Origin of the sequence: Pseudoalteromonas rubra (assembly GCF_001482385.1) — a bacterium.
Classification (GTDB): Bacteria; Pseudomonadota; Gammaproteobacteria; order Enterobacterales; family Alteromonadaceae; genus Pseudoalteromonas; species Pseudoalteromonas ardens.
Genome location: NZ_CP013611.1, coordinates 3,038,625 through 3,062,090 on the forward strand (window position 1 = coordinate 3,038,625; position 23,466 = coordinate 3,062,090).

General features: G+C 48.8%; 22 protein-coding genes, 4 tRNA genes and 1 riboswitch. Of the genes, 22 read left to right on the top strand and 4 right to left on the bottom strand.

Going from position 1 to position 23,466, the window contains the following annotated elements:
* Positions 1–102 precede the first annotated feature (102 nt).
* Positions 103–1,236: an acyl-CoA desaturase gene (locus tag AT705_RS13150; RefSeq protein WP_058796932.1), complete on the bottom strand. Its 1,134-nt coding sequence runs from the start codon at positions 1,234–1,236 to the stop codon at positions 103–105.
* A 114-nt stretch (positions 1,237–1,350) separates the two neighbouring features.
* Here AT705_RS13150 and fabR point away from each other — a divergent pair, with 114 nt between their 5' ends.
* From fabR to speD, 9 genes are all read left to right on the top strand, one after another.
* Positions 1,351–1,995 (top strand): HTH-type transcriptional repressor FabR, encoded by a 645-nt coding sequence (gene fabR, locus AT705_RS13155; RefSeq protein ID WP_058796933.1) that lies wholly within the window; start codon positions 1,351–1,353, stop codon positions 1,993–1,995.
* A 73-nt stretch (positions 1,996–2,068) separates the two neighbouring features.
* Entirely contained in the window at positions 2,069–2,650 is a 582-nt protein-coding gene (locus AT705_RS13160) for an anthranilate synthase component II (RefSeq protein ID WP_058796934.1), read from the top strand.
* Between the two features lie 45 nt (positions 2,651–2,695).
* Positions 2,696–3,871 carry an HDOD domain-containing protein gene (locus tag AT705_RS13165; RefSeq protein ID WP_058796935.1) on the top strand — a complete coding sequence of 392 codons (1,176 nt, stop codon included), beginning with the start codon at positions 2,696–2,698 and terminating at the stop codon, positions 3,869–3,871.
* A gap of 322 nt (positions 3,872–4,193) precedes the next feature.
* Positions 4,194–5,405: an aspartate aminotransferase family protein gene (locus tag AT705_RS13170; protein ID WP_058796936.1), complete on the top strand. Its 1,212-nt coding sequence runs from the start codon at positions 4,194–4,196 to the stop codon at positions 5,403–5,405.
* Between the two features lie 76 nt (positions 5,406–5,481).
* Complete coding sequence (gene astA / locus AT705_RS13175) at positions 5,482–6,510, top strand: arginine N-succinyltransferase (protein WP_049864902.1); 1,029 nt, start codon at positions 5,482–5,484, stop codon at positions 6,508–6,510.
* 13 nt (positions 6,511–6,523) lie between these two features.
* Positions 6,524–7,996 (top strand): succinylglutamate-semialdehyde dehydrogenase, encoded by a 1,473-nt coding sequence (gene astD / locus AT705_RS13180; protein ID WP_049864901.1) that lies wholly within the window; start codon positions 6,524–6,526, stop codon positions 7,994–7,996.
* Positions 7,997–8,193: 197 nt separating this feature from the next.
* A complete protein-coding gene (locus AT705_RS13185; RefSeq protein ID WP_010386242.1) occupies positions 8,194–8,532 on the top strand; it encodes a DUF3802 family protein in 339 nt (112 codons plus the stop codon).
* An 82-nt stretch (positions 8,533–8,614) separates the two neighbouring features.
* A complete protein-coding gene (locus AT705_RS13190; RefSeq protein ID WP_049864900.1) occupies positions 8,615–9,028 on the top strand; it encodes an OsmC family protein in 414 nt (137 codons plus the stop codon).
* Positions 9,029–9,114: 86 nt separating this feature from the next.
* A complete protein-coding gene (speD, locus tag AT705_RS13195; protein WP_058796937.1) occupies positions 9,115–9,918 on the top strand; it encodes an adenosylmethionine decarboxylase in 804 nt (267 codons plus the stop codon).
* A 63-nt stretch (positions 9,919–9,981) separates the two neighbouring features.
* On the opposite strand, the gene AT705_RS13200 is transcribed toward speD, so the two are convergent.
* Positions 9,982–12,075: a TonB-dependent receptor gene (locus AT705_RS13200; protein WP_058796938.1), complete on the bottom strand. Its 2,094-nt coding sequence runs from the start codon at positions 12,073–12,075 to the stop codon at positions 9,982–9,984.
* Between the two features lie 105 nt (positions 12,076–12,180).
* On the opposite strand from AT705_RS13200, the gene AT705_RS13205 reads away from it, so the two are divergent.
* The 8 genes from AT705_RS13205 (at position 12,181) to AT705_RS13240 (ending at position 19,739) form a co-directional block, all read left to right on the top strand.
* Positions 12,181–12,570: an acyl-CoA thioesterase gene (locus AT705_RS13205; RefSeq protein ID WP_049864899.1), complete on the top strand. Its 390-nt coding sequence runs from the start codon at positions 12,181–12,183 to the stop codon at positions 12,568–12,570.
* 140 nt (positions 12,571–12,710) lie between these two features.
* Positions 12,711–13,088 (top strand): META domain-containing protein, encoded by a 378-nt coding sequence (locus AT705_RS13210; RefSeq protein WP_058796939.1) that lies wholly within the window; start codon positions 12,711–12,713, stop codon positions 13,086–13,088.
* A 28-nt stretch (positions 13,089–13,116) separates the two neighbouring features.
* Positions 13,117–13,218: riboswitch (TPP riboswitch) on the top strand.
* Positions 13,219–13,384: 166 nt separating this feature from the next.
* Positions 13,385–15,337, top strand: a complete 1,953-nt coding sequence (gene thiC / locus AT705_RS13215; protein ID WP_049864897.1) for a phosphomethylpyrimidine synthase ThiC — start codon at positions 13,385–13,387, stop codon at positions 15,335–15,337.
* 40 nt (positions 15,338–15,377) lie between these two features.
* Entirely contained in the window at positions 15,378–16,397 is a 1,020-nt protein-coding gene (locus tag AT705_RS13220; RefSeq protein ID WP_058796940.1) for an FAD-dependent oxidoreductase, read from the top strand.
* Complete coding sequence (thiS, locus tag AT705_RS13225) at positions 16,394–16,591, top strand: sulfur carrier protein ThiS (RefSeq protein ID WP_049864894.1); 198 nt, start codon at positions 16,394–16,396, stop codon at positions 16,589–16,591. Before AT705_RS13220 ends, thiS begins: the two co-directional genes overlap by 4 nt.
* A gap of 2 nt (positions 16,592–16,593) precedes the next feature.
* Entirely contained in the window at positions 16,594–17,385 is a 792-nt protein-coding gene (locus AT705_RS13230; RefSeq protein ID WP_058797998.1) for a thiazole synthase, read from the top strand.
* 84 nt (positions 17,386–17,469) lie between these two features.
* A complete protein-coding gene (gene thiE, locus AT705_RS13235) occupies positions 17,470–18,990 on the top strand; it encodes a thiamine phosphate synthase (protein WP_058796941.1) in 1,521 nt (506 codons plus the stop codon).
* On the top strand, positions 18,987–19,739 hold the full coding sequence (locus AT705_RS13240) for a HesA/MoeB/ThiF family protein (protein WP_058796942.1): 753 nt from the start codon (positions 18,987–18,989) through the stop codon (positions 19,737–19,739). The genes thiE and AT705_RS13240 overlap by 4 nt, the downstream gene beginning before the upstream one ends.
* A gap of 305 nt (positions 19,740–20,044) precedes the next feature.
* Here AT705_RS13240 and asd read toward each other — a convergent pair whose 3' ends face one another.
* Positions 20,045–20,911: an archaetidylserine decarboxylase gene (gene asd / locus AT705_RS13245; RefSeq protein ID WP_058797999.1), complete on the bottom strand. Its 867-nt coding sequence runs from the start codon at positions 20,909–20,911 to the stop codon at positions 20,045–20,047.
* Positions 20,912–20,945: 34 nt separating this feature from the next.
* Positions 20,946–21,998 carry a small ribosomal subunit biogenesis GTPase RsgA gene (gene rsgA / locus AT705_RS13250; RefSeq protein ID WP_058796943.1) on the bottom strand — a complete coding sequence of 351 codons (1,053 nt, stop codon included), beginning with the start codon at positions 21,996–21,998 and terminating at the stop codon, positions 20,946–20,948.
* A gap of 173 nt (positions 21,999–22,171) precedes the next feature.
* Between rsgA and orn the strand changes: the two genes are divergently transcribed.
* From orn to AT705_RS13275, 5 genes are all read left to right on the top strand, one after another.
* The gene (orn, locus tag AT705_RS13255) at positions 22,172–22,717 is read left to right on the top strand and encodes an oligoribonuclease (RefSeq protein ID WP_010386260.1); all 546 of its coding nucleotides are present in this window, start codon (positions 22,172–22,174) and stop codon (positions 22,715–22,717) included.
* A 96-nt stretch (positions 22,718–22,813) separates the two neighbouring features.
* Positions 22,814–22,889, top strand: a tRNA-Gly gene (locus AT705_RS13260).
* 206 nt (positions 22,890–23,095) lie between these two features.
* Positions 23,096–23,171: transfer RNA gene (locus AT705_RS13265), tRNA-Gly, on the top strand.
* Between the two features lie 49 nt (positions 23,172–23,220).
* Positions 23,221–23,296: transfer RNA gene (locus tag AT705_RS13270), tRNA-Gly, on the top strand.
* Between the two features lie 70 nt (positions 23,297–23,366).
* Positions 23,367–23,442, top strand: a tRNA-Gly gene (locus tag AT705_RS13275).
* The last annotated feature ends 24 nt before the right edge of the window (positions 23,443–23,466 follow it).

Genomic DNA, 23,466 nt, shown 5'->3' on the forward strand with positions numbered 1-23,466 from the left:
ATCGCATCATATTGGTATGATGCGCTTTGACTGGGGGTTTTTGTGGCGGTTTTTTTACTCACGGCCTCACCTTACATAATGACTTGTGAGGCCGTTATTGGGTTAGCTGGTGGCGCCCTTTAACAACCTCGAGTTTAATGCCAGCCATGCCTGTTTTTGCGCTTCCCAGGCCTGTTCCAGTTCTTGATACTGTTTTAACAGGGCTGATTGCTCGCATTGTTCGCGCATGGCATGCTTTTTCGTTTCCAGTACCTGCTTTTGCACGGCACAGAAGTGCTGAAGCTTTTTCAGCAGTAAATCATACTCTTGTTGTAACAATGTAAGCTTATCCTGCGCCAAAGGCAATTTCGCCAGGGTAACTTTAGTCTTATTCAATAAGGTTTCTGCTTTGGCTTTTTCGATCCGCTCAATCGGTGTTCGTTTCAGCTTGCTGGCCAGGCCTAGGTATGAAAGACCCCGGATCATCCACTTGGTTGGATCATAATGATACCAGCGAATACCGTTGCGATAATCGCTGGCAAAGATGTGGTGGAAATTGTGATAGCCTTCACCGTAGGTGAGCAACGCCAGAAAACCATTGTCTCGTGCGGTGTTTTTCTCGGTGTAAGGGCGTTTTCCCCAGATGTGTGCTAGGGAGTTGATAAAGAAAGTAAAGTGTTGGCTGAGCACGAGCCGTAATACGCCGGCTAATAGTAGCATACCCAGGATGTCGCCCAGCATCAGACCCAGCAACAAGGGGATGCCGATATTGGTAAGTAGCACTAGCTTCAGGTAGTGCTTGTGTTGCCACATCACGATTTTGTTGCGTTGTAAATCGCGGGCATTGCTGTAGTCACCGTAATTATCTCCCTGGTAGTCTCTGAGCATCCAGCCGATATGGCTGTACCAGAAACCACGCGTTGCGGCATAGGGATCTTTGATTGGATCGTCGACCTGACCATGGTGAATGCGGTGGTCACTGCTCCAGTGCAACGCACTATTTTGCAGCGCAAACGCGCCACCCAGGGCAAAGAAAACCTGAATAACAGGATGAACATCATAGGCTTTATGAGCCCACAGGCGATGATAGCCAGCAGTGATCGACATACCGGCGTAAAACATACATCCAACAAACGCAATCCAGTGCGTTGTGCTGTATCCATATTCGAACCCATACCAGGGGACTAGCGTTATAGCAGCAAGAAAGGACAGACTAAAGAACAAGACATTAGTCCACAACAAAGGCGGTTTTTTCATTATTTAAATCTCAGCGTACACTTGTACGCTAAAATAGTATTTCAAACTTGCGCCGTCAAGTATTAGACTCCCACTATTGTCGATCTGAGCCAATAAATTATAGGAATTGCGTCCATGTCAGGTGTTCGTGCCCAGCAAAAACAAAAAACGCGCCAGGCGTTGATAGAGGCAGCGTTTAATCAGCTCAGTGCTGAGCATAGCTTTACCAACCTCAGTTTACGTGAAGTTGCCCGTGAGGCGGGGATCGCGCCTACCTCCTTTTATCGCCACTTTAAAGACATGAATGAGCTGGGGCTGACAATGGTGGATGAAGCCGGCCTGACCTTGCGTCAGCTGATGCGTCAGGCTCGACGCAGAATTGCTAAGGGGGGCGGAAGCGTGATCCACACTTCAGTACTCACCTTTATGGAATTCATAGAAACCTCCAGCAACCAGTTTCGATTGTTATTACGTGAACGCTCTGGCACGTCTCCGGCGTTCAGGGCTGCTGTCGCCAGAGAGATCAAACATTTCATCTTGGAGTTGTCTCATTATTTGGAGACCGAAACGCCTTGTGATGCCAATCATGCATACATGCAGGCGGAGGCGATGGTGACCTTGGTGTTTAGTTCCGGCGCGGAGGCATTAGATCAGGATGCACAGCAGCGAGCAGAGTTGACCGAGCGGTTGATCTGGCAACTCAGATATATCGTTAAAGGGGCGTCGGGTTATCAAAAAGAGAGTCAGATACAGGCTGCCACCAAAGCATCGGGTCAGTAGCCTGATCAGGCTTAATGGCATGATATAATCAGATTTAAACCGCTTTAATACGACATCACAAGGATAGCGCAGTATGCTACTTATGATAGACAATTATGATTCTTTTACGTTCAATTTGGTGCAATATTTTCAACGTCTTGATCAGGAAGTTGTGGTGCATCGTAATGATGCGCTATCGATCTCTGACATTCGTGCACTTAACCCGGATCATATTGTGATTTCTCCTGGCCCCTGTTCGCCTAATGAAGCGGGTGTGTCCCTGTCGGTTGTTGATGCATTTCAGGGGCTAATTCCCATTCTGGGCATCTGCCTGGGTCACCAGACAATTGCTCAGGCACTGGGAGCACGCGTCGTACGTGCCAGGCAAGTCATGCATGGTAAAACCTCAACGCTGGTGCATAATCAGCGGGGCTCATTCAAAGGGTTACCTGCACGCTTTGAGGTCTGTCGGTACCACTCTTTGGTTGTACAACAAGCGAGTCTACCAGACTCCCTAGAGGTGACAGCCTGGACGCAAAATAGTTCGGGTGAACTAGATGAAATCATGGGCTTATGCCATACTGAGCGGGCGTTGGAAGGTGTCCAATTTCATCCTGAGGCCATTCTGACCGAGCATGGTCTGCGGCTACTTGATAACTTTATAAGTCGCTTCTAACCTTAGAAAAGTAACCCCCGACAATACCGGAAAAGAACATAATTGATGACTGATGACATTAGGCAACTTAGGATCGCACAAGCGCTGGCTGAGCGTGCTCATGATGTACTAATTAGCCATAACTTTGCGCAGCAGCAGATTGGCTACATTCATACCTTTGATATGAATTTTGGCGAACGGATACCTCAACGTACTATGCTTGAGGTAGAGCTTGCTGCGGCCGCCAAACGTCAGGAGCGCAGTACCAGTCATCATAAATACATTGCCAAAGCCAGTACACATCTGCATCAGGTCATCGAAGCTGCCATTAATACCCAGCTGGAAGATTTGGAGACTATCTATCATGAAGTGGTGGGTATTCAGGAGGCCGTGCCAACGGTGTTAGACATTCTGGCTGTGAAGTCGGCATCAGTCGGGCGCTTGGAGCCATTGGTTAACGACTTGTCCTGGATGGGCCGAGATTTGGTGTCTTTGGTGAATCTCCCTCAGTATCGTAAAAAGAGCGAGAAAGGCACAGCGGTGAAGGTGGATACGCCAGCATTGGCATTACGATATCTGGGACTGGAAAACCTGCAAATGGTGATCCCCACATTTGCCGTGCGTCATTGGATGCCTCACTCAACCGAACCTTTTCCATTATTAAAGCGCAAGTTGCGTGATATGAGCATGGCAACCTCCATTGCGGCTAAAACCCTGGCTCCGCTGTATGGCGTAAAAGAGCAGCATGCATTTACGCTGGGGATGTTGTTGGATGTTGGCAAAATAGCCCTGACGCGATTATATTTGCGCACTTTTGAGCGGGTCTGGCAAGGTAAGGTAAAGATTGCCCGTGACAAAAAACAAAAAGACTTGCATACCGCTCTGGTTGGTCTGGAGCCTGATCCGCTGTTCCTGCGTAACTTACTGCTGGAGCACTCTGCTACCGTGTCTCAGTATCTGATTGAACGGATGGAGTTTCGTTATTTGCCGTTTAATGCCGCGATTGAAGAGTTTGCGCAAAGCTATCTGCCAAAGGCGAATAATCATGCTGCCGATCAATTACCACTCACTCAGGTGGTGCGTAAAGCGTATTGCTATGCACAGTATCAGGTCCTAAAAGACACCCATTTATTAGAAGCGGATGAAGCCAAAGATTGGCTTGCCTTCAATCAACTCACTCGCGAAGAGCAAGATCTGCTGTCAAAAACAGCACTGCAAAGCCTACAATTGACTATCCTGTAAAAAAAGCCACACTTTTTTCTCGCTTATTCATTCATCCCGGGTAAGTGAGGGATCTCAGTAAACACCTTGAAGTTATAGGGGCGTTAATTTTAAGCGCCTTAATAGTTATTCACTGAGAATGAAATTATATACTAATCCCTTGAATATAAAGGGCTAGCACGGTGTTTAATATGAGACAAATGCGCTTTTTTTTGAAATAATGAGCGTATGAATTTTGCACCAATTGGGAAAAATTCAGGTCTTTTACATCGCTGTCGCTGAGATTTCATGTATCACTGCCTGCCCCGGTTGAGTGCTGTACTCACCAAAATGAGGAATCAAAATGACTATCAATCGTGAACTTTTCGATCAGGTAATGGTGCCTAACTATTCACCTTCTGCAGTAATCCCGGTTAAGGGTGAAGGTGCGCGCGTATGGGACCAAAATGACAAAGAATACATCGATTTCGCGGGCGGTATCGCAGTAAATTGTCTGGGTCATTGCCACCCGGCACTGGTTGCAGCGCTGAAAGAGCAGGGCGAGAAAATCTGGCACCTGTCTAACGTAATGACCAATGAGCCGGCACTTCGTCTGGCGAAGAAACTGACTGATGCGACCTTCGCAGACAAAGTTTATTTTGCAAACTCAGGTGCAGAAGCAAACGAAGCGGCATTAAAACTGGCGCGTCGTTGGGCTTTGGACAAGTTCGGTGAGCAAAAATCACAAATCATCGCGTTCAACAAAGGCTTCCATGGTCGCACTTTCTTCACTGTGACTGTCGGTGGCCAGGCTGCGTACTCTGATGGCTTCGGTCCTAAGCCGGGCGATGTTGTACACGGTGACTACAATGACCTGGCTGCACTGGAAGCGCTGATCTCAGACAACACCTGTGCCGTTATGATGGAACCACTACAAGGTGAAGGTGGTATCATTTCTCCAGAAGCAGACTTTGTGAAGGGTGTACGTGCGCTGTGTGACAAGCACAACGCATTGCTGATCTTTGATGAAGTACAAACGGGTGTTGGCCGTACTGGTGACTTATATGCTTATCAGGGACTAGGTGTAACACCTGACATCCTGACTACGGCAAAAGCGCTGGGGGGGGGATTCCCTATTGGCGCAATGATCACAACTGCTGAGATTGCAGAGCACCTTAAAATTGGTACTCACGGTTCGACCTATGGTGGTAACCCGCTGGCATGTGCGGTTGCAGAAGCTGCGCTGGACACGGTAAATACACCTGAAGTGCTCAATGGCGTGAAAGAAAAAGAAACCTTGTTCCGTGAGCTATTAAACGACATCAACGAGAAGCACCAGGTATTCAGTGAGATCCGTGGTAAAGGTTTGCTACTGGGTGGCGTACTGAACGACAAGTATCAGGGTAAAGCAAAAGAGTTCCTGGTTGAAGGTATTAATCAAGGCGTCATGTCTTTGGTTGCCGGTGCCAACGTGGTGCGTTTCACGCCGTCTTTAGTTATTCCTGATGCGGATATCCGTGAAGGTATGGCACGCTTTGAAGCGGCTGTAGCACGTGTGGTTGCAAACAACGCCTAATTTCAGTCGGTGACATGTGGGTCGCACCTGTGTGTGCGACTCAGCTATCTATATTTTTTGAGGAGTAAGCGGGCTCATGATGATCCTTCGCCCAATCCAGAAAAGCGATTATTCAGCGCTTTTGAACATTGCCCAGGAGTCGGGGCATGGCTTTACTTCATTGCCGGTCAATGAAGAATTGCTGCAAAACAAGATCGAACGTTCAGTTGCTTCATTTGCTAAAGAAACAGATGTACCTTTTGATGAAGGCTACTTATTTGTACTTGAAGACAGTGAAACAGGCGAAGTCGTTGGCACCAGTGCCATCGAAGCCGCAGTGGGTCTTGATGATGCCTTCTATCACTACCACTTAAGTAAAGTGATCCACTCATCGCGGACTTTGAATGTTTACAAAGCAGTGGATATTCTTACCCTGTGTAATGACTACACCGGTGCCACTGAGTTGTGCACGTTATTCCTACGCGATAAATACCGTCGCGGATTAAATGGCAAATTATTGTCAAAGTCACGTTTCATGTTTATCAACCAGCATCGCGATCGCTTTGCTGAAACTGTGATTGCTGAGATGCGTGGTGTCTCTGATGAAAATGGCGACAGTCCTTTCTGGCAGTGGCTGGAAGAGCACTTTTTCTCGATGGATTTTCCAACCGCAGATTACCTGACCGGTATTGGTCAAAAAGTATTCATTGCTGAGTTGATGCCAAAGTACCCGATCTACGTCAATCTGCTTAGCAAAGAAGCGCAGTCAGTGGTCGGTGAAGTACATGACAATACCCGCCCGGCGATTGAGTTACTTAAGAGCGAAGGCTTTACGTTCAATGGCTACGTTGATATTTTCGATGCTGGTCCAACCGTAGAGGCCAAAGTCGACAATATCCGTACCGTGCGTGAAGTGCGCAAGTATACAGTCCGCATTGATGATCAGGTTAAGATCGACGCAGAAGGTTCCCCCGTGATGATAGCTAATGATAAACTAGCGGGATATCGTGCGACGGCACTGACGTTAACGTTACCAGAAAAAGCAACGGAAGTTGCCATCCCTGGTGCGGTAGCTAAGGCCCTTCAGATCGCTGACGGTGACACCGTTAGTATTGCAACTCTTTAATTGGGAAAGAATTATGACAACACACGCAGCACAGTTTATCAATGGTGAGTGGCGCTTAGGTGAAGGCGCAGCGTTTGCGTCGGTAAACCCGGCAAACAACGAAGAGATCTGGCGTGCAAACGCGGCATCGGCAGCGCAAGTTGACAGTGCCGTTAAAGCAGCACGTGAAGCCTTCTATACCTGGAGCGAGCTGGCGTTTGAAGAGCGCCTGGCCGTAGTTAAGCGCTTTGCCGAGCTATTGAAAGAAAACAGTGAAGCCCTCGCTGTCGCCATTGCTCAGGAAACGGGTAAGCCACTGTGGGAAACGCGTACTGAAGCGGGTGCCATGGTCGGTAAAATTGCCATTTCTGAAAAAGCTTACCACGAGCGCACGGGTGTGGTTGAAAACCCAATGCCAGTGGGCCGCGCTGTTATTCGTCACAAAGCCCATGGTGTAGTTGCCGTTTTTGGTCCTTATAACTTCCCCGGTCACCTGCCTAATGGCCATATCGTGCCGGCATTGCTTGCAGGTAACACAGTGATCTTCAAGCCATCAGAACTGACGCCTTATGTTGCAGAGCTGACGTTGAAGCTATGGGAGCAGGCGGGTCTGCCAAACGGTGTGGTTAATCTGGTACAGGGTGAAGTTGAAACGGGTAAAGCATTGGCATCGCACAAAGGCATCGATGGCTTGTTCTTCACGGGGTCTTCTCGTACCGGTCACCTGTTACACGAGCAGTATGCTGGTCAGCCGGGCAAAATTTTGGCGCTGGAAATGGGCGGTAACAACCCACTGATCGTTAAAGATGTCGCAGATACCAAAGCGGCCGTACATGACATCATCCAGTCGGCATTTATCTCAAGTGGTCAGCGTTGTACTTGTGCACGTAAACTGTTCCTGCCTGAGGGTGAGCAGGGTGATGTGATCCTGGCGCAACTGCTTAAAGCGACTAAAGCGATTAAGATTGGTAACTATGATGCTGAAGATCAGCCGTTCATGGGATCTATGATCTCTAATAACGCAGCTGCTGGTATGGTCGCAGCACAGCAACAGCTGGTTGAGCTTGGTGGTGAGATTCTGCTTGAGCTGACACATACAGAAGGCACAGGTTTTGTTACCCCAGGCATCATTGAATGTAGCAAAGTGACTGACTTCCCCGATGATGAGCACTTTGGTCCGTTGCTGAAAGTTTTCCGTTACAACGACTTTGATGCGGCGATTGAAAAGGCCAACGACACCAGCTTTGGTCTGTCTGCCGGTTTACTGGGTGACAATCAGGCGGATTACGAGCACTTCCTGCGTCGCAGCCGTGCTGGTATTGTTAACTGGAACCGCCCTATCACAGGAGCTTCGAGTGCAGCTCCGTTTGGTGGTATCGGTGCATCTGGTAACCACAGAGCAAGTGCCTACTATGCAGCAGACTACTGTGCATACCCTGTGGCTTCGGTAGAATTGGACAAAGTAACTTTGCCAGGTACCTTGAGTCCGGGCCTGACAATCGAGTAAAATCCTAAATGGTGAGATTCCCCTTTATTACTAAGGTGGATTACCGTTAGATTCTCACTCTTTAGTATTGGAAAAAGCAGCCTTGCGTAAAACTTGGCTGCTTTTTTGTTGGTCAGTAAATATCAAAAGTAGCAATCAAAACTAGTTTCTGCTTAAATCAATAGGAGATGTCATTGATACATTCAGGTGGGCAATATATGGTTTTAGATAAACAAGGATACGATGAGTTAGTCATGTACCTAACGCAACACTTAGCCTTGTTTGAGAAGCCGGGTGTGGTGAAAGCCAATGCACCTAAGGTGTTGGAGTTAATAGAAGATGTGATTGCTGAGCACGTGATCCGCCTCTGTGAGCAACAGACCGGATTGACGACCGAACAACGTAGCCTGATTGTCAGAGAAGTTGACGGCATTGTGTATGATTTGCAGGAAGTACTCTCCAGCGTCACTGAGCAACGTGTAACCGAAGAGCAACGAGAATTTATTGAAGAATTTGCCGGGTTAGTGAAAAACCTGTTCGATAATGCAATTAACTGACGCTGTTTTGGTTGTCAGGAATTAACGATAACACCGCCTTATGGCGGTGTTATTAGTTTTAGGAACTAGAGGAATAATAAACATGCAAGCAAGTGTGAAGTGGGTTGACGGCGATACCTTTATTGGGCGATCTCATTCTGGTCATAATGTGGTTTTTGATACCGGTGCTGACAGTGCTGCACCCAGCCCGATGGAAATGGTGTTGATGTCAGCTGGTTGCTGCTCATCGGTGGATGTGGTGAGTATCCTGAAAAAAGCCAAACAGGATGTCAGTGATGTCACTGTGGAACTGACGGCAGAGCGCGCTGAGAGCGCACCTAGAGTATTTACAAAGATCAATCTACACTTTGTAGTGACTGGCAATAATGTGTCTGAAAAGCACCTGGCACGGGCCGTACAATTGTCTGCCGAGAAGTACTGTTCTGTGGCCTTAATGCTTGAAAAAGCAGTAGAAATTACCCATAGCCATGAGGTGGTTGAAAACAGCGCAAAATAGTGCTTTTTCGAGACGCTATTTTCGTATAAAATCCGCGAACTTTTATTTCTGCAGCGCAGATTTTCACGTTTTAAGGTGGGTCTATCGTGAACAAGCCCTTTGATAAAATTAAACTCCATGGCTTTAACAACTTAACTAAGAGTTTAAGCTTTAGTATCTATGATATTTGCTATGCAAAGACCGAGCAGCAGCGAAAAGAATATCTGGAATACATCGATGAACAGTACAGTGCTGACCGTCTGACCGACATTCTGCGCGATGTTGTCGATATCATTGGTGCCAATGTACTGAATATTGCGCGTCAGGATTATGATCCTCAGGGGGCGAGTGTCACCATTCTGGTATCAGAAGAGCCAGTAGAACAACAGACATTTGACAGCAATGAAGCGCCTGGTCCGTTACCGGATTCGGTTGTTGCGCACCTGGATAAAAGCCATATCTGTGTACACACCTATCCTGAAGCACACCCGCACGATGGTATTTGTACATTCCGTGCTGATATCGAAGTATCGACTTGTGGCATTATTTCTCCGCTGAAGGCGCTCAACTTCCTGATCCATAAGCTGGAATCAGATGTCGTGACCATAGATTATCGTGTACGTGGTTTTACACGTGACGTGAACGGCGTAAAACACTACATAGATCATGCGATCCACTCTATCCAGAATTATATGACGGAAGACACCAAAGAGGCATATCACATGGTGGATGTGAATGTGTACCAGGAAAACCTGTTCCACACCAAGATGATGCTAAAAGAAACCGATCTCAATACCTATTTATTCGGCATCACAACCGATGATCTGGATGCAGGTGAGGAAGAGCAGATCCGAGAGCGTCTGAATCGTGAGATCCAGGAAGTGTTCTACGGTCGCAACCTGCCGGAATAATGACTTGATATTATTCGTTTGGAATATAAAAAAGGCGCTCATCGAGCGCCTTTTTTATTAGGTTTACAGATCGTATGTGAATGTCAGGCCAAATACCCGAGGCTCACCGTACTGAACATAGTTTCGCGCCGTGTAGCCATCACGTGGATCATTACCAAAGTAAAACCCTCTGACTGGCACGTCACGATCGGCCAGATTACGTCCCCAGGCAGTCAATGACCACTGTTCACCATAATAACTCACACTGGCATTGATCAGGTTTTGGCTCGGAGCCTGCTCATTGTGGCTGTCCGAGAAGAAATAATCATCTTTTCCTTCCAGGCCCAGTGTTACCACTAGGTTTTCCAGAATGCTGTAGTCTGCTGCGAATGCATATTGATATTTGGGTGCCTGTGCTTGTTCACGGCCATCGACGTTATCACCTGATGTGGTGATAAAGTCTTCAATTTTAGTATCGAGATAACCCAGGCTGTAGTTTAGCGTCAGCCGATCTGTGATCAGACGCTGACCTTCGATTTCCAGACCGTAGTTCTCACCTTTACCTGCATTACTGATGAAGCCCGCAAATTGCACACCATCAATTTGCCATTGCTTAAGCTGCATGTCTTCGCGCTCCATATAGAAGGCTGTGACGGCAAGTGTGTGCTTTTTATCTTCAGATTGGCCTTTCACACCGAATTCAGCATTCCACAGGTATTCGGGTTCAAAGGAGAACGCAGAAGCGGGGATATTGAAGCCTTCATCTTTCGCTTTTGCCAGTGCTTCACCATTGGCACCACCAACTTTATAGCCGCGGCTCAGGCTGGTGTAGATCATGGTACGTGGCACCACCTGATACTCCAGAGCCAGCTTACCGCCCATCATAGTCTCATCCTGATCTATGGTGAAGCCGTTAGTATCTGTGTATTCACTGTCATAGCGCTCAACTCGTAGCCCGGTGATCAAGCGGGTCTGTTCATTCAGATGCGTAACTTTCTGGCCAAATAGCGCCTGGCTGGATACATCATAGCTGGAGTGAAAATCAGTGTTTAACCAAGTGTATTGGCGAGTCAGGTCAACGTCACGACGCTGCGCGTAGGCACCCACAACCCAGTCGCCTTGTTTATCTTTGAGTTTCACTTCAAGACTGCCGCGTTCATGATCGCGCAGGTACTTGTCGAAGCTGACATAGTGATCTGGGTGTAACCCGGCGGCGCACAGCTGAGGTTGGGTTGCATCATGGCAAGTCCAATCCTCATCGTAGCTATACTCAGTATCCGCTTGTAACCCCGTACCCTGGACTTCTACATCAAAGGCGCTCAGTCCAGTGTACAGTGCACTGAGTGCAAAGGCATCACTGTTTTGTGTGTCTTTACCTGGCTGGTTGGCTACGCTATTACGTGTATTATCCAAAGTGAATCCATCGTAGCCGTTATCAATATCAATGTGGTGCACAGCCAGACTCACAGTCAGTGTGTCTGTAAGCTGGCTGTTTAGTTTAAAACGTGCCAGTCGTTCCTGTTGATCCTGAGTCGGCTTATTCAGATACAGGTTATCGACATACCCGTCAGAGCCACGCTGATACAGACTGACACGGGCGGCCGTATTGTCTGTTAATCCGGTACCCGCAGCTAGGCCCGCTTCGTAGCTGTTATAATTCCCTGCGCCGACGCGCAGTTTAAGCGCAGTATCTTGAGTGGGTGCATGAGATTGAAGATCGATGATCCCGCCCATTGCATCGGCACCAAAGCGTGTGCCCTGCGGGCCGCGATATAGGGTGACCTGATCAATGTCGAATAGCAGAGCACTGCCACCCAGGCCAGAGTAATTAATACCATCGACCAGCATGCCAACACTGGGGGTGATTGGGTCGACAAACTGAGAGCGCAGGCCCACTCCGCGGATTTGTACAAAGCGGCCACGTGATGCCCCAGCGGTAAAGTTAACATTGGCTGTGCTGTTCAGTAGCTCATCGAGGTAACTGGCACCGCGGTGGGTCATTTCTACTTCACCCATCACGCTTGCACTGGCACTCAACGTTTGCAGAGATTCTGTTTGGAAGTCGCCGGTGACTTCAATGGTTTCAAGGGGCGCGGCAGTGCGTGATTCGTCAGCCACGGCTTGGTATGACAGGGCAGCCAACAGGCTGGTGCTAAGCAGAGAAAGTTTAAGCTTCATGTCTTATCTTGTTCCATTTTTGATTGCGCACAGTGTAGCAAAAGCCCGACCAGTTAACAGTTAATATGTGTTATAAATTCGGCAACTTAGTGAAGAGGAAAAGCCATGACATTTAAGCTTGATTTCAAAGTCAGGGATTACGAATGTGACTTACAGGGCATTGTGAATAACAGTGTTTATTTTAATTATCTGGAACACGCGAGGCATGAATTTTTGATAGCCAATGGTATCGATTTCGCCGCGCTGGCTGAGCAAAAAATCAATCTGGTGGTGATCCGCTCTGAAATGAATTATAAAGATTCGTTGAAGCCAGGTGATGCTTTTTACGTAGAAGTCGAAACATTGCGCGTCAGTAAACTGAAGTTCGCATTTGTTCAGCGCATTATCCGTACCCAAGACGATAAACTCATGCTGGATGCCGTTGTTACTGGCACATCGGTGAATGAACGTGGTCGTCCGTTCCTACCTCAGGAAATTGATCAGCTTTTCGGCTGATTTTTTTACTAAAAAGGCAGAAAATTACAGATTTTTACTGCCTTTTCCATACCGCCTGACGTTATAATATTAATCATATTTTAAGCGGTTGGTTTACCATGAAAATTTCCATTCTTTTATGCCTAATGTGCGTAATATTGATGGCATGTTCCAGTACAGGGAAGGTAACCAGGGAACAGCTTAAGCACTCTCACTGGCAGTTAACTCAGGTTGATGGACGTAGTGTTGATGATGCTACAGCTATCGAAATCGAATTTCTCGATGCTTTACAGGTGGTTGGATTTGCGGGTTGTAATCGGTTTTTTGCTGAGGGCAACATGGAATCTGATGTGCTCAAATTGGCTCAGTTAGGCATGACTCGCAAGTCATGTGGCGATGCGCTGGATACGCAAGAAATGCAGTTTCTGGAGATGTTAGAGCAGGGCGTGACCGTTACCATCCTGAATAGCAAACTACATATGCAAGGCCAGAAGACCTGGCAATTTAAAGCGCTGGACGCAGAGCCTTTGACTAACTAGGCGCGATTCAGTACACTTTTTTACAGTTCGTTACTTGTCGGAGTGCCCATCTGGGCTGAGATCGCAGTATTGCGGGATCCGTGGACCTGATCAGGTTAATGCCTGCGTAGGGAACAAGCTACCTAAGTTGGTATATCGCAAGATATCTAGGTTGCCAGCCATGTTGTGCCTGTGCCAACATGCTCCACTGAATGAAACCAGCACACAGTATTCACTGCTGTGAGTTTGGTTTGGACCCTTCTCGCTCCCTTTGTGGAGTTCTGACAAGACACCTTAACTTAATAATGAGGCATGTCATGTCAAACAACAGTAGCAAGTTATCACGTCGTGAGTCGCGCGAGGCCGCGTCGGACTTTATTTACAATCTTACCGGACAACCCTTTCCCAATTCTGAAAAAGTCTATGTTGATGGCGAGCAGGCGGGTGTACGCGTCGGAATGCGTGAGATTACCCTGAGCGATTCTTTTATTGGTGGCACTGAAGAAGATCCGATCTATGAGCAAAATGAGCCGGTTCGTGTCTACGATACGTCGGGTCCTTATACCGATCCTGAGTTCAAGCTGGACGTGCGCACGGGGTTACCGAAATTCCGCGAACAGTGGATTTTGGACCGGGATGATACAGAGGTGCTGGAGTCGGTCACCTCGCAATTTTCTCAGCAGCGTATGGCAGACGAAGGGTTAGATCATATTCGTTTTGAAAACTTGCCTAAAATACGCCGTGCTAAACCCGGGCAAAACGTTACGCAAATGCACTATGCGCGTCGTGGCATTGTGACCCCGGAAATGGAATATGTTGCGATCCGTGAAAATATGGGGCGTGCCAAGATCCGTGAAGAGTTACTGGCACAGCAGCACAAAGGTCAGTCTTTTGGTGCGGAGATCCCGGATTTCATTACCCCGGAGTTTGTGCGCTCTGAGATCGCTCGTGGTCGCGCCATCTTGCCAAACAACATCAATCACCCTGAAACAGAGCCAATGATTGTGGGTCGTAACTTCCTGGTGAAGGTAAATGCCAACATAGGCAACTCGTCGGTGACTTCTTCTATTGAGGAAGAAGTGGAAAAGCTGGTGTGGTCAACACGCTGGGGTGCAGATACGGTGATGGATCTGTCTACTGGACGTTATATTCATGAAACCCGTGAGTGGGTAGTGCGTAACTCTCCTGTGCCGATCGGTACGGTACCGATTTACCAGGCGCTTGAAAAAGTGAATGGCGTGGCTGAAGATCTGACCTGGGAGATTTTCCGCGATACTCTGATTGAGCAGGCAGAGCAGGGTGTGGATTACTTCACAATCCACGCGGGTGTACTGCTACGCTATGTGCCCATGACGGCTAAGCGTGTCACAGGTATCGTGTCACGTGGTGGGTCTATCATGGCGAAATGGTGTCTGGCGCACCATAAAGAAAACTTCCTGTACACACACTTCGAAGACATTTGTGAAATCATGAAACAGTACGATGTCTGTTTCTCTCTGGGTGATGGTTTGCGTCCGGGGTCAATTGCAGACGCCAATGACGAAGCGCAACTGTCTGAGTTACGCACTTTAGGTGAGCTGACAACGATCGCCTGGAAACACGACGTACAAGTATTCATTGAAGGTCCGGGCCATGTCCCTATGCACCTGATCAAAGAAAACATGGATGAGCAATTAAAGCACTGTCATGAAGCGCCTTTTTACACCCTTGGCCCACTGACCACAGATATAGCACCGGGTTATGATCATTTCACATCGGGTATTGGTGCGGCACAAATTGCCTGGTACGGTACGGCGATGCTGTGTTACGTGACGCCGAAGGAACATCTGGGTCTGCCAAATAAAGAAGACGTGAAAGAGGGTCTGATCACATACAAGATTGCGGCGCATGCGGCCGATCTGGCCAAAGGTCACCCTGGCGCACAAATTCGTGACAATGCTTTGTCTAAAGCACGCTTTGAGTTCCGCTGGCACGATCAGTTCAATCTGAGTCTGGACCCGGAGCGTGCGCTGTCTTATCACGATGAAACACTGCCGCAGGAATCGGGTAAAGTCGCACATTTCTGTTCTATGTGTGGCCCTAAATTCTGTTCAATGAAGATCACCCAGGATGTACGTGATTATGCTAAGCAGCTGGAAGCTGAAGGCATAGATCCAAACAATGCAGGTGAAGCCATCGCGATAAAAATGATCGACGTAGAAGCCGAAATGAAAAATAAATCACGTGAGTTCAAAGAGACGGGCTCAGAGCTTTACCATAAAGCACTGTGATTGAAGACGGCGGGCCCAATTGGGTCCGCATGGAGGCAAGATGTCCCAGACAAATAAACCGCGTGTTGCCATCGTCGGTTTTGGCCTGATCGGTCGGGTTACTGCCCTGATGTTGGCCGAACACTATCACCTGAGTATCTTTGAACGTGACCCGGTCTCGGCGCCTTCCAGCGTCGGTACTTTAGCTGCTGCTATGCTCGCACCTATGGCTGAATCTGTAATTTGTGAACAAGATCTGGCGGAGCTGGGTTTAGAAGCGATGACCTTATGGCCTGAGTTGCTGGCCAAGCTTGATACGCCGGTGTTTTTTCAGCAGCAAGGGACCGTGATCGTTGCACATCAGCAAGACCGGGGTGATTTACTGAGTTTTCAGCGTCGCCTTAAGCCTCTGGCTGGTCATCAGGCACAAAGTCTGGATGGCCGTGGCATTGGTGCGTTAGAGCCTGAGTTAGCCGGTCGATTTCATCAGGGGTTGTATTTACCCTGTGAAGGTCAACTCGATAATCTGGCATTCTTTGCGGCGAGTCTCAGTACATTACAGAAAATGGGTGTGTACTTTCATGAGGGGGCTGATGCACAGATAGAACAGGGTTGTGTGAATGGTGACGCCTTTGACTGGATCATCGATTGCCGCGGGTTAGACGCAAAAGCACAGAGCCCGGGGTTGCGTGGTGTGCGGGGTGAAGTTGCACGCATTCATGCGCCTGAGGTGAACTTACAACGCCCAGTGCGTCTTATGCATCCGCGTTACCCACTCTATATTGCACCTAAGCCAAACCATGAGTTTGTGATAGGAGCCACCGAAATTGAGTCTCAGGATCGGGGCGATATCACCGTACGTTCGACGCTGGAGTTGCTATCGGCGGCTTATACGGTGCACAGTGGATTTGCCGAGGGACGTGTGATGTCTCTGCGTGCAGGGTTACGCCCGGCATATAAAGACAATCGACCACAAATCAGTGTAACAGGCAATGTGATCCGAATTAATGGCCTGTATCGACACGGTTTTTTGCTGGCACCTGCGGTGGTGCAACAAGCGTTACAACAAGGGGTATTATGAATATTAGTTACAACGGTCAGGCACTCACGTTGTCGCAGCCACACTCTCTGTTAGAGGTAATTGAAGCACAGGGGGCGAAAGCACCTTACGCGGTTGCACTCAATGGCCAGTTTGTACCGCGCAGCGGATTGGCGGAACAGCGACTGCAAGAAGGTGACAGCATTGAGTTGTTATCGCCTATTCAGGGGGGGTGATGATGCAGACGGATATGCCTTTCACGGTTTATGGAGAGCAGTTTGACAGTCGATTGTTGATAGGCTCAGCACTTTATCCCTCGCCGGAAGTGATGCAGCAAAGTTTGCTGGCTTCTCAGGCACAAATCGTGACAGTTTCTTTACGGCGACAAAATTCTGTGTCTGCCGGGGATGATTTCTGGCAATTGATCAAGGATACTGGCTTGCGGGTATTACCCAATACCGCCGGGTGTCACAGTGTTAAAGAAGTGGTGACACTGGCGCAAATGTGTCGCGAAGTGTTTGCCACTGACTGGATAAAGTTGGAACTCATCGGGGATGAATACAATTTACAGCCAGATCCGATTGCGTTGCTCGAAGCAACCGAGATTTTAATAAAACAAGGGTTTAAAGTGCTGCCCTACTGCACCGATGACTTAGTGGTGTGTCAGCGCCTGGCGGATCTGGGCTGCGAAGTCCTGATGCCCTGGGGTGCCCCCATAGGTACTGGTAAAGGCTTACTCAATCCCTATAATTTGCAAACCATTCGAGAGCGTTTGCCTAATCATACCCTGATTGTCGATGCAGGGCTGGGCTTACCATCTCATGCCGTTCAAGCGTTGGAGCTGGGTTATGACGCGGTGTTGTTAAATTCGGCCATTGCGGGTGCCGGGTGTCCGGTGACTATGGCCAGCGCTTTTCATCACGCGGTGGTTGCCGGGCGTGCTGCCTATGTGGCGCAGGCGATGCCTGAGAAAGAGGTGGCGGCGCCTTCTACCCCAACTATGGGTATGCCTTTTTGGCATCAGAATTAAACACACGTTTACGTGTCGTGAAGATTGTGTGGCGCATCGCACTTTATCATGCGCCCATGTTCAACAGAATAAGTAGGAGTAATTGTGGCTGAACTGGTATGGACCATTGCAGGGTCGGACTCGGGTGGGGGAGCAGGCATACAGGCTGATGTGAAAGCTATGCACAGTTTTGGTGTGCAAACCTGCACGGCCGTAACCGCACTGACGGCGCAAAATAGCCTCGCGGTAGAGGAAATTAACGCGGTGTCCAGTGAAGTGCTGGAATCTCAGTTACTGGCGCTTGAAGCTGATTTAAAAGCGACTGTGATTAAGATTGGCATGCTGGCTAATAGTACGCAGATCCAGTTGGTTGCAGAGCACCTGGCACAGTACAAAAGCCGCTGGGAAAGGCCGCCTGTGGTGGTCTTTGATCCTGTTGCGATTGCATCCAGTGGCGATGCGCTGACCGAAGAAGATACCCTGGACGCGCTGAAAAAGTATCTCTTGCCGCTGGTTGACGTGATCACGCCCAATACGCAGGAAACACAGGTACTGACCGGGGTTTATCTAATTGGCCCAGACGCAGTCAGAGACGCTGCCCTTAAACTGAGGGATCTGGGGGTGAAATCGGTGATTATTAAAGGTGGTCACTGGGATTACCCTAACGGTTACTGTATCGATTATTGCTGGAGCGAAGGCGAAGAGTATTGGCTTGGCAATGAGGCGATACAAACACCACACAGTCATGGCACTGGTTGTAGCTTTGCATCTTCTGTCGCCGCGTGTCTGGCGAAAGGCTACCCTATCAAAGATGCCTTTATTCTGGCCAAAGCCTATATCAATCAGGGGTTGAAAGTGGCACAGCGATTTGGTGAGGGCAGGGGGCCACTGGCCCATGCTGGATTCCCTGAGCAGATCAGCGATTTTCCACAGGTCATAGAAGCGGGCAGTTGGCTGGGCGATGAGCTGGAGTTTGCGGTTAGCGAAGAGTTTAACTTTGCTGCGGGTTTTGCGCCGGTGGGAGAAGAGTTGGGGCTCTATGCCGTTGTTGATTCTGTAGACTGGGTGGAAAAGTGTCTGGCTGAGGGCGTGAGAACGGTGCAACTCAGAATTAAGCAGGCTGACAAGGCTACGCTGGAAGAAGACATCCAGTGTGCTATCACCCTGGGGGAAAAGTATCAGGGCCGGGTCTTTATAAACGACTACTGGGAACTGGCTATTCGTCATGGGGCTTATGGTGTCCATCTTGGTCAGGAAGATTTGGATTCGGCTAATCTGGTTGCCATTCAGCAGGCGGGGCTGCGTCTTGGGGTATCAACACATGGCTTTTACGAAATGCTGCGTGCCCATAACTACCGGCCCAGTTATCTGGCGTTTGGGGCGATATACCCGACTACGACCAAAGACATGACAGGTCAGATCCAGGGGCTGGAGAAACTCAGGCATTTTGTGCCCCTGATGCGTGAGACTTACCCCACGGTAGCTATTGGGGGGATCGACCTGACTCGTGCTCATCAGGTCGCTGCAACGGGTGTCGGGAGTGTTGCTGTGGTGCGTGCCATTACCGAGGCCAGTGACCACAGGCAAGCGATTGTTGACCTTAAGCGGGCCACTGGCGAATCATGAGTACAGAACTCAGTGACAAAGAGCGGTTGAGGTACAGCCGCCATTTACTGCTCAATGCAGTATCTGAAGCTGGCCAGATGCGGCTCAAAGCGGCCCGGGTGGCCGTAATTGGGTGTGGTGGCCTGGGAAGCCCTGCGCTGTTTTACTTAGCGGCAAGCGGTGTTGGCCAGTTGACCTTTTGTGATGATGATGCAGTTGAGTTGTCGAATTTACAAAGGCAGATTTTGTATAAGATCAATCATATTGGCCAGTCAAAAGCAAAAGCAGCAGGGAAAGTCTTAGCGAGTTTGAATAACCAAATATCACTTATTCCACTGTCATTAAAACTCGACACGAGCAACATAGACACGGTGCTGCAAGACAGTGACTGGATCCTTGATTGCAGCGATAACTTCGCCACGCGCTACTTGCTGAATCAGTATTGTCTGCGTGAACGCAAAGTACTTATCTCTGGCGCAGCGCTGGGCACTCAGGGACAGTTTATATCTTTTGACTTCAGAACATCGTCTCCTTGCTATCATTGCGTCTTCCCTGAGTCGCCAGCGTCTACTGAATTAAATTGTCAAAATGCCGGGGTCGTCAGTCCTTTACTTGGCATGATTGGCTCTATGCAGGCGATGAAAGCGGTCAGTTTGATTGTCTCTGGTGTACCAGACAAGGCGAGTGAGATGATAGTGGTTGATGCGTTAAGCTTGCAGCAGAGACAATTTACATTGGAAAGAGATCCTGCCTGTACAGTGTGCTGCTAATCCTGTCATGTTAATGTGTTTTCGTATTGTTGATTTATTCATCAATAAGGAAACATTATGAAAATCACACTCTCTAAAAAAAACCTCAAACAATTAAGCTCGCAAAGACGTGAGATAAATCTGCAGGAAACCCCTAAAGTGGCTGGTGGAGTTTCAGTACTTGCGCCTTGCCATACAGGTCCTGCAGGTTCGTGCGTCTGGTCTGTGTGTACACTGATTGGGTGCCCGTAACGCTCATCGAAGCACCCATATCATATTAAAAAGCCCGCATGCGCGGGCTGTTTTAGTGTCTTATCTGGGTGGGTTTATTCACGAATGGTCGCGAATGGCGTGCCCATGCGGGTAACGGTTTCTGGTAACTGGTTTGCCAGGAAGTCGGCTTTATCTTCTCCCCAGGCCAGGATCACAGTTGAGCCCAGCTTAAAGCGGCCCATTTCGTCGCCTTTTTTCAGCTTAATGGCGTTGTCACCTTCGGCCGGGTAATCCCAGCTGAAGACGTCTTTGCCTGCGGGTGGGGTCACAGTACCAGCCCAGATGGTTTCAATGCTGGCTACTATGGTTGCGCCCACCAATACCATGGCAAGGGGACCGATTTCAGTGTCGAAAATAGCCACAACGCGCTCGTTACGTGCAAACAGGTTCGGGACGTTTTGTGCCGTCAAAGGGTTAACTGAGAACAGGTCGCCAGGCACGTAGATCATCTTTTTCAGTGTACCATCAAGGGGCATATGAATACGGTGATAGTCTTTGGGTGCCAGGTAAATCGTGGCAAATTTACCACCCAGATACGGCGCTACGTCTGACTCTTTGCCACCCAACAGGGTTTGCAGGCTGTAGTCATGGCCTTTGGCCTGAATGATCTGACCATCTACGACATCGCCCAGCTGGCTGATGGCGCCGTCAACCGGGTGTGCCACGATGCTGGCTTCCTCAGCAAGCGGACGGATCCCCGGCTTCAGCGGGCGGGTAAAGAATTCATTAAAGGTCTTGTAGTGAGCTGGATCTTCATGCAGCGCTTCACTCATGTCTATCTTGTATTGTTTGATAAACAGTTTAATTAAGGTGGTTGTCAGTGCACCCGCTTCGGCTGCTGCCAGTTTTCCCACCAAACGTGATACGGCATGTTTGGGTAAAGCATATTGCAGGGCAATTTTTAGTTTATCCAAGTTCACTTTTATTATTCCTGAAAAAATTTTGAAGATAGTATCAAACTCTTGGCGCGCGCGCACCTGCGCGGCCATCTGCCATTGACTCCAGAATGCGGTGATAGCTGTCGAAGCGCAGTTCGCTTATTTTGCCTTCGTCAACCGCTTCCAGGATCAGACAACCAGGATCGTTGAGGTGTTTGCAGTCTCGAAAACGGCAGCCACCGATAAACTCACGGAACTCTTTAAAGCACCAGGTCACGCGCTCTACTTCGAGATGCCACAGACCAAACTCACGGATCCCCGGGCTGTCTATCAGGTTACCGCCACTGGGTAAGTGATGCAGTTTTGAGACGGTTGTGGTGTGCTGGCCCAGGCCACTGTTTTCGGACACTTCCTGGGTCAGGATGGCTGCATCAGGCAGTACCGTATTGACCAGTGTTGACTTCCCGACCCCAGACTGACCAACGAAGATATTATTCTTTTCTGTCAGCAGGGCTTTGAGCTCATCGATCCCTTCGCCAGTCTTGTTACTGACCAGTAAGACGCGGTAACCTAAGTCGCGATAGATATCCAAGACTTCATCGACATAGTCGAGGCCTTCGTCATCGAGCAGGTCAACCTTGTTGAGTAACAGAATTGGTTCAATCCCCATGTCTTCACAGGCGACCAGGTAACGGTCAATGATCTGTGGGGTAAATTCAGGCACCACGGCGGACACCATTAAAATCTGATCTATGTTGGCTGCCACCACCTTAACACCATCATAAAAATCCGGACGGGTCAGCTGAGAGCGTCGAGGCTCGACGGCTTCTATGACGCCGGCCAAATCGCCTTCGCTCACTTTGGCGCGACGGAAAATCACTTCGTCACCACACACTAAACTGGTGACGGTACGGCGGATATTGCAGCGTAGCACGTCGCCATTTTCGCACTCGACATCGGCATGTTGCCCAAAGCGACTGATCACTACGGCGGGTTCTGTGGGGCCCAGGTTGTCTGTTTGCCAGCTTACCTGAGTGTCGGATTGTTGTTTCGCTTTATGCAAGCGTTTTTGATGATTGGCACTGATCCGTCTGGATTGGCCCTTACTGAGTTTTTTGCGTTTTGCCATATCTAATAAACTCGCGACACGATTTATTGCTATCGAGTGGTATACAGGCCAATCATGGACTATAACTCAATAAATTGCCCCGCTTTGTAAAAAAAAGCTTTTGGTCGAGTGATGAAGCTAATATGATATATCTAATTGCATTGGATCTAAAGGAAAGTACCGTTAGGTAGTGTATGTCTTTTCATGAATCAAACCTGATCTGGCTCGACTTAGAAATGACGGGTCTGGAACCTAAAACAGATAGGATCCTCGAAATTGCCACTGTGATCACAGACTGTGATCTTAACGTACTGGCTGAGGGACCTGTAATTGCTATCCATCAAAGTGATGAATTACTTGATAATATGGATGAATGGTGTACAAACCAGCATGGCCGCTCAGGTCTGACTGCGCGTTGTAAGGCCAGTTCTCATTCTGAATCTGATGCAATCAAACAAACCTTGGACTTCCTGAAGCAATGGGTGCCGCCGGGCAAATCGCCTATGTGTGGTAATTCGATTGGTCAGGACCGTCGTTTCCTCAATAAATACATGCCAGAGCTGGAAGAATACTTCCACTACCGCAACCTGGACGTTAGCACGATTAAAGAGCTGGCACGTCGCTGGAAGCCTGAGCTGTTAAACGGGATCCACAAAAAGAGTTCTCACCTGGCTCTGGACGACATTAAAGACTCCATTATGGAGTTGAAGGTCTATCAGCAAAAATTCTTCAATCTTTAAAAAATTTAGAAAAAGTACTTGCAATGCTTTTTCTATCTTGTAGAATCCTGCCCCGCTCAAGACGGCAAAGCTTATTTGTCTCTGGGGTATTATGAAGCGGCACTAGCTCAGCTGGTAGAGCGCGACCTTGCCAAGGTCGAGGTCACGAGTTCGAACCTCGTGTGCCGCTCCAATCTACAATCAGTTTACTCAACTGACTAAAAAAGAGCACTTATTGTGATGCGGCACTAGCTCAGCTGCTAAAACGTTAGACGCGACCTCAAGGTTGCGCCCAGCGGGAAACTAAGAGCTACATTGGAATGCGGCACTGGCTCTGCTGCTAAAACGTTAGACGCGACCCGTCGCGCACCAGCGCTTTAATATTCCATAACTTATGAAGCGGCACTAGCTCAGCTGGTAGAGCGCGACCTTGCCAAGGTCGAGGTCACGAGTTCGAACCTCGTGTGCCGCTCCAATCTATAATCAGTTTACTCAACTGACTAAAAAAGAGTACTTATAGTGATGCGGCACTAGCTCAGCTGGTAGAGCGCGACCTTGCCAAGGTCGAGGTCACGAGTTCGAACCTCGTGTGCCGCTCCAATTTACGATCAGTTTACTCAACTGACTGAATAACGAGTTTGTATGGTATTATATTTCCATACCCTGTGATGCGGCACTAGCTCAGCTGGTAGAGCGCGACCTTGCCAAGGTCGAGGTCACGAGTTCGAACCTCGTGTGCCGCTCCAACTTCCTCCTGTCTCTTTATACTC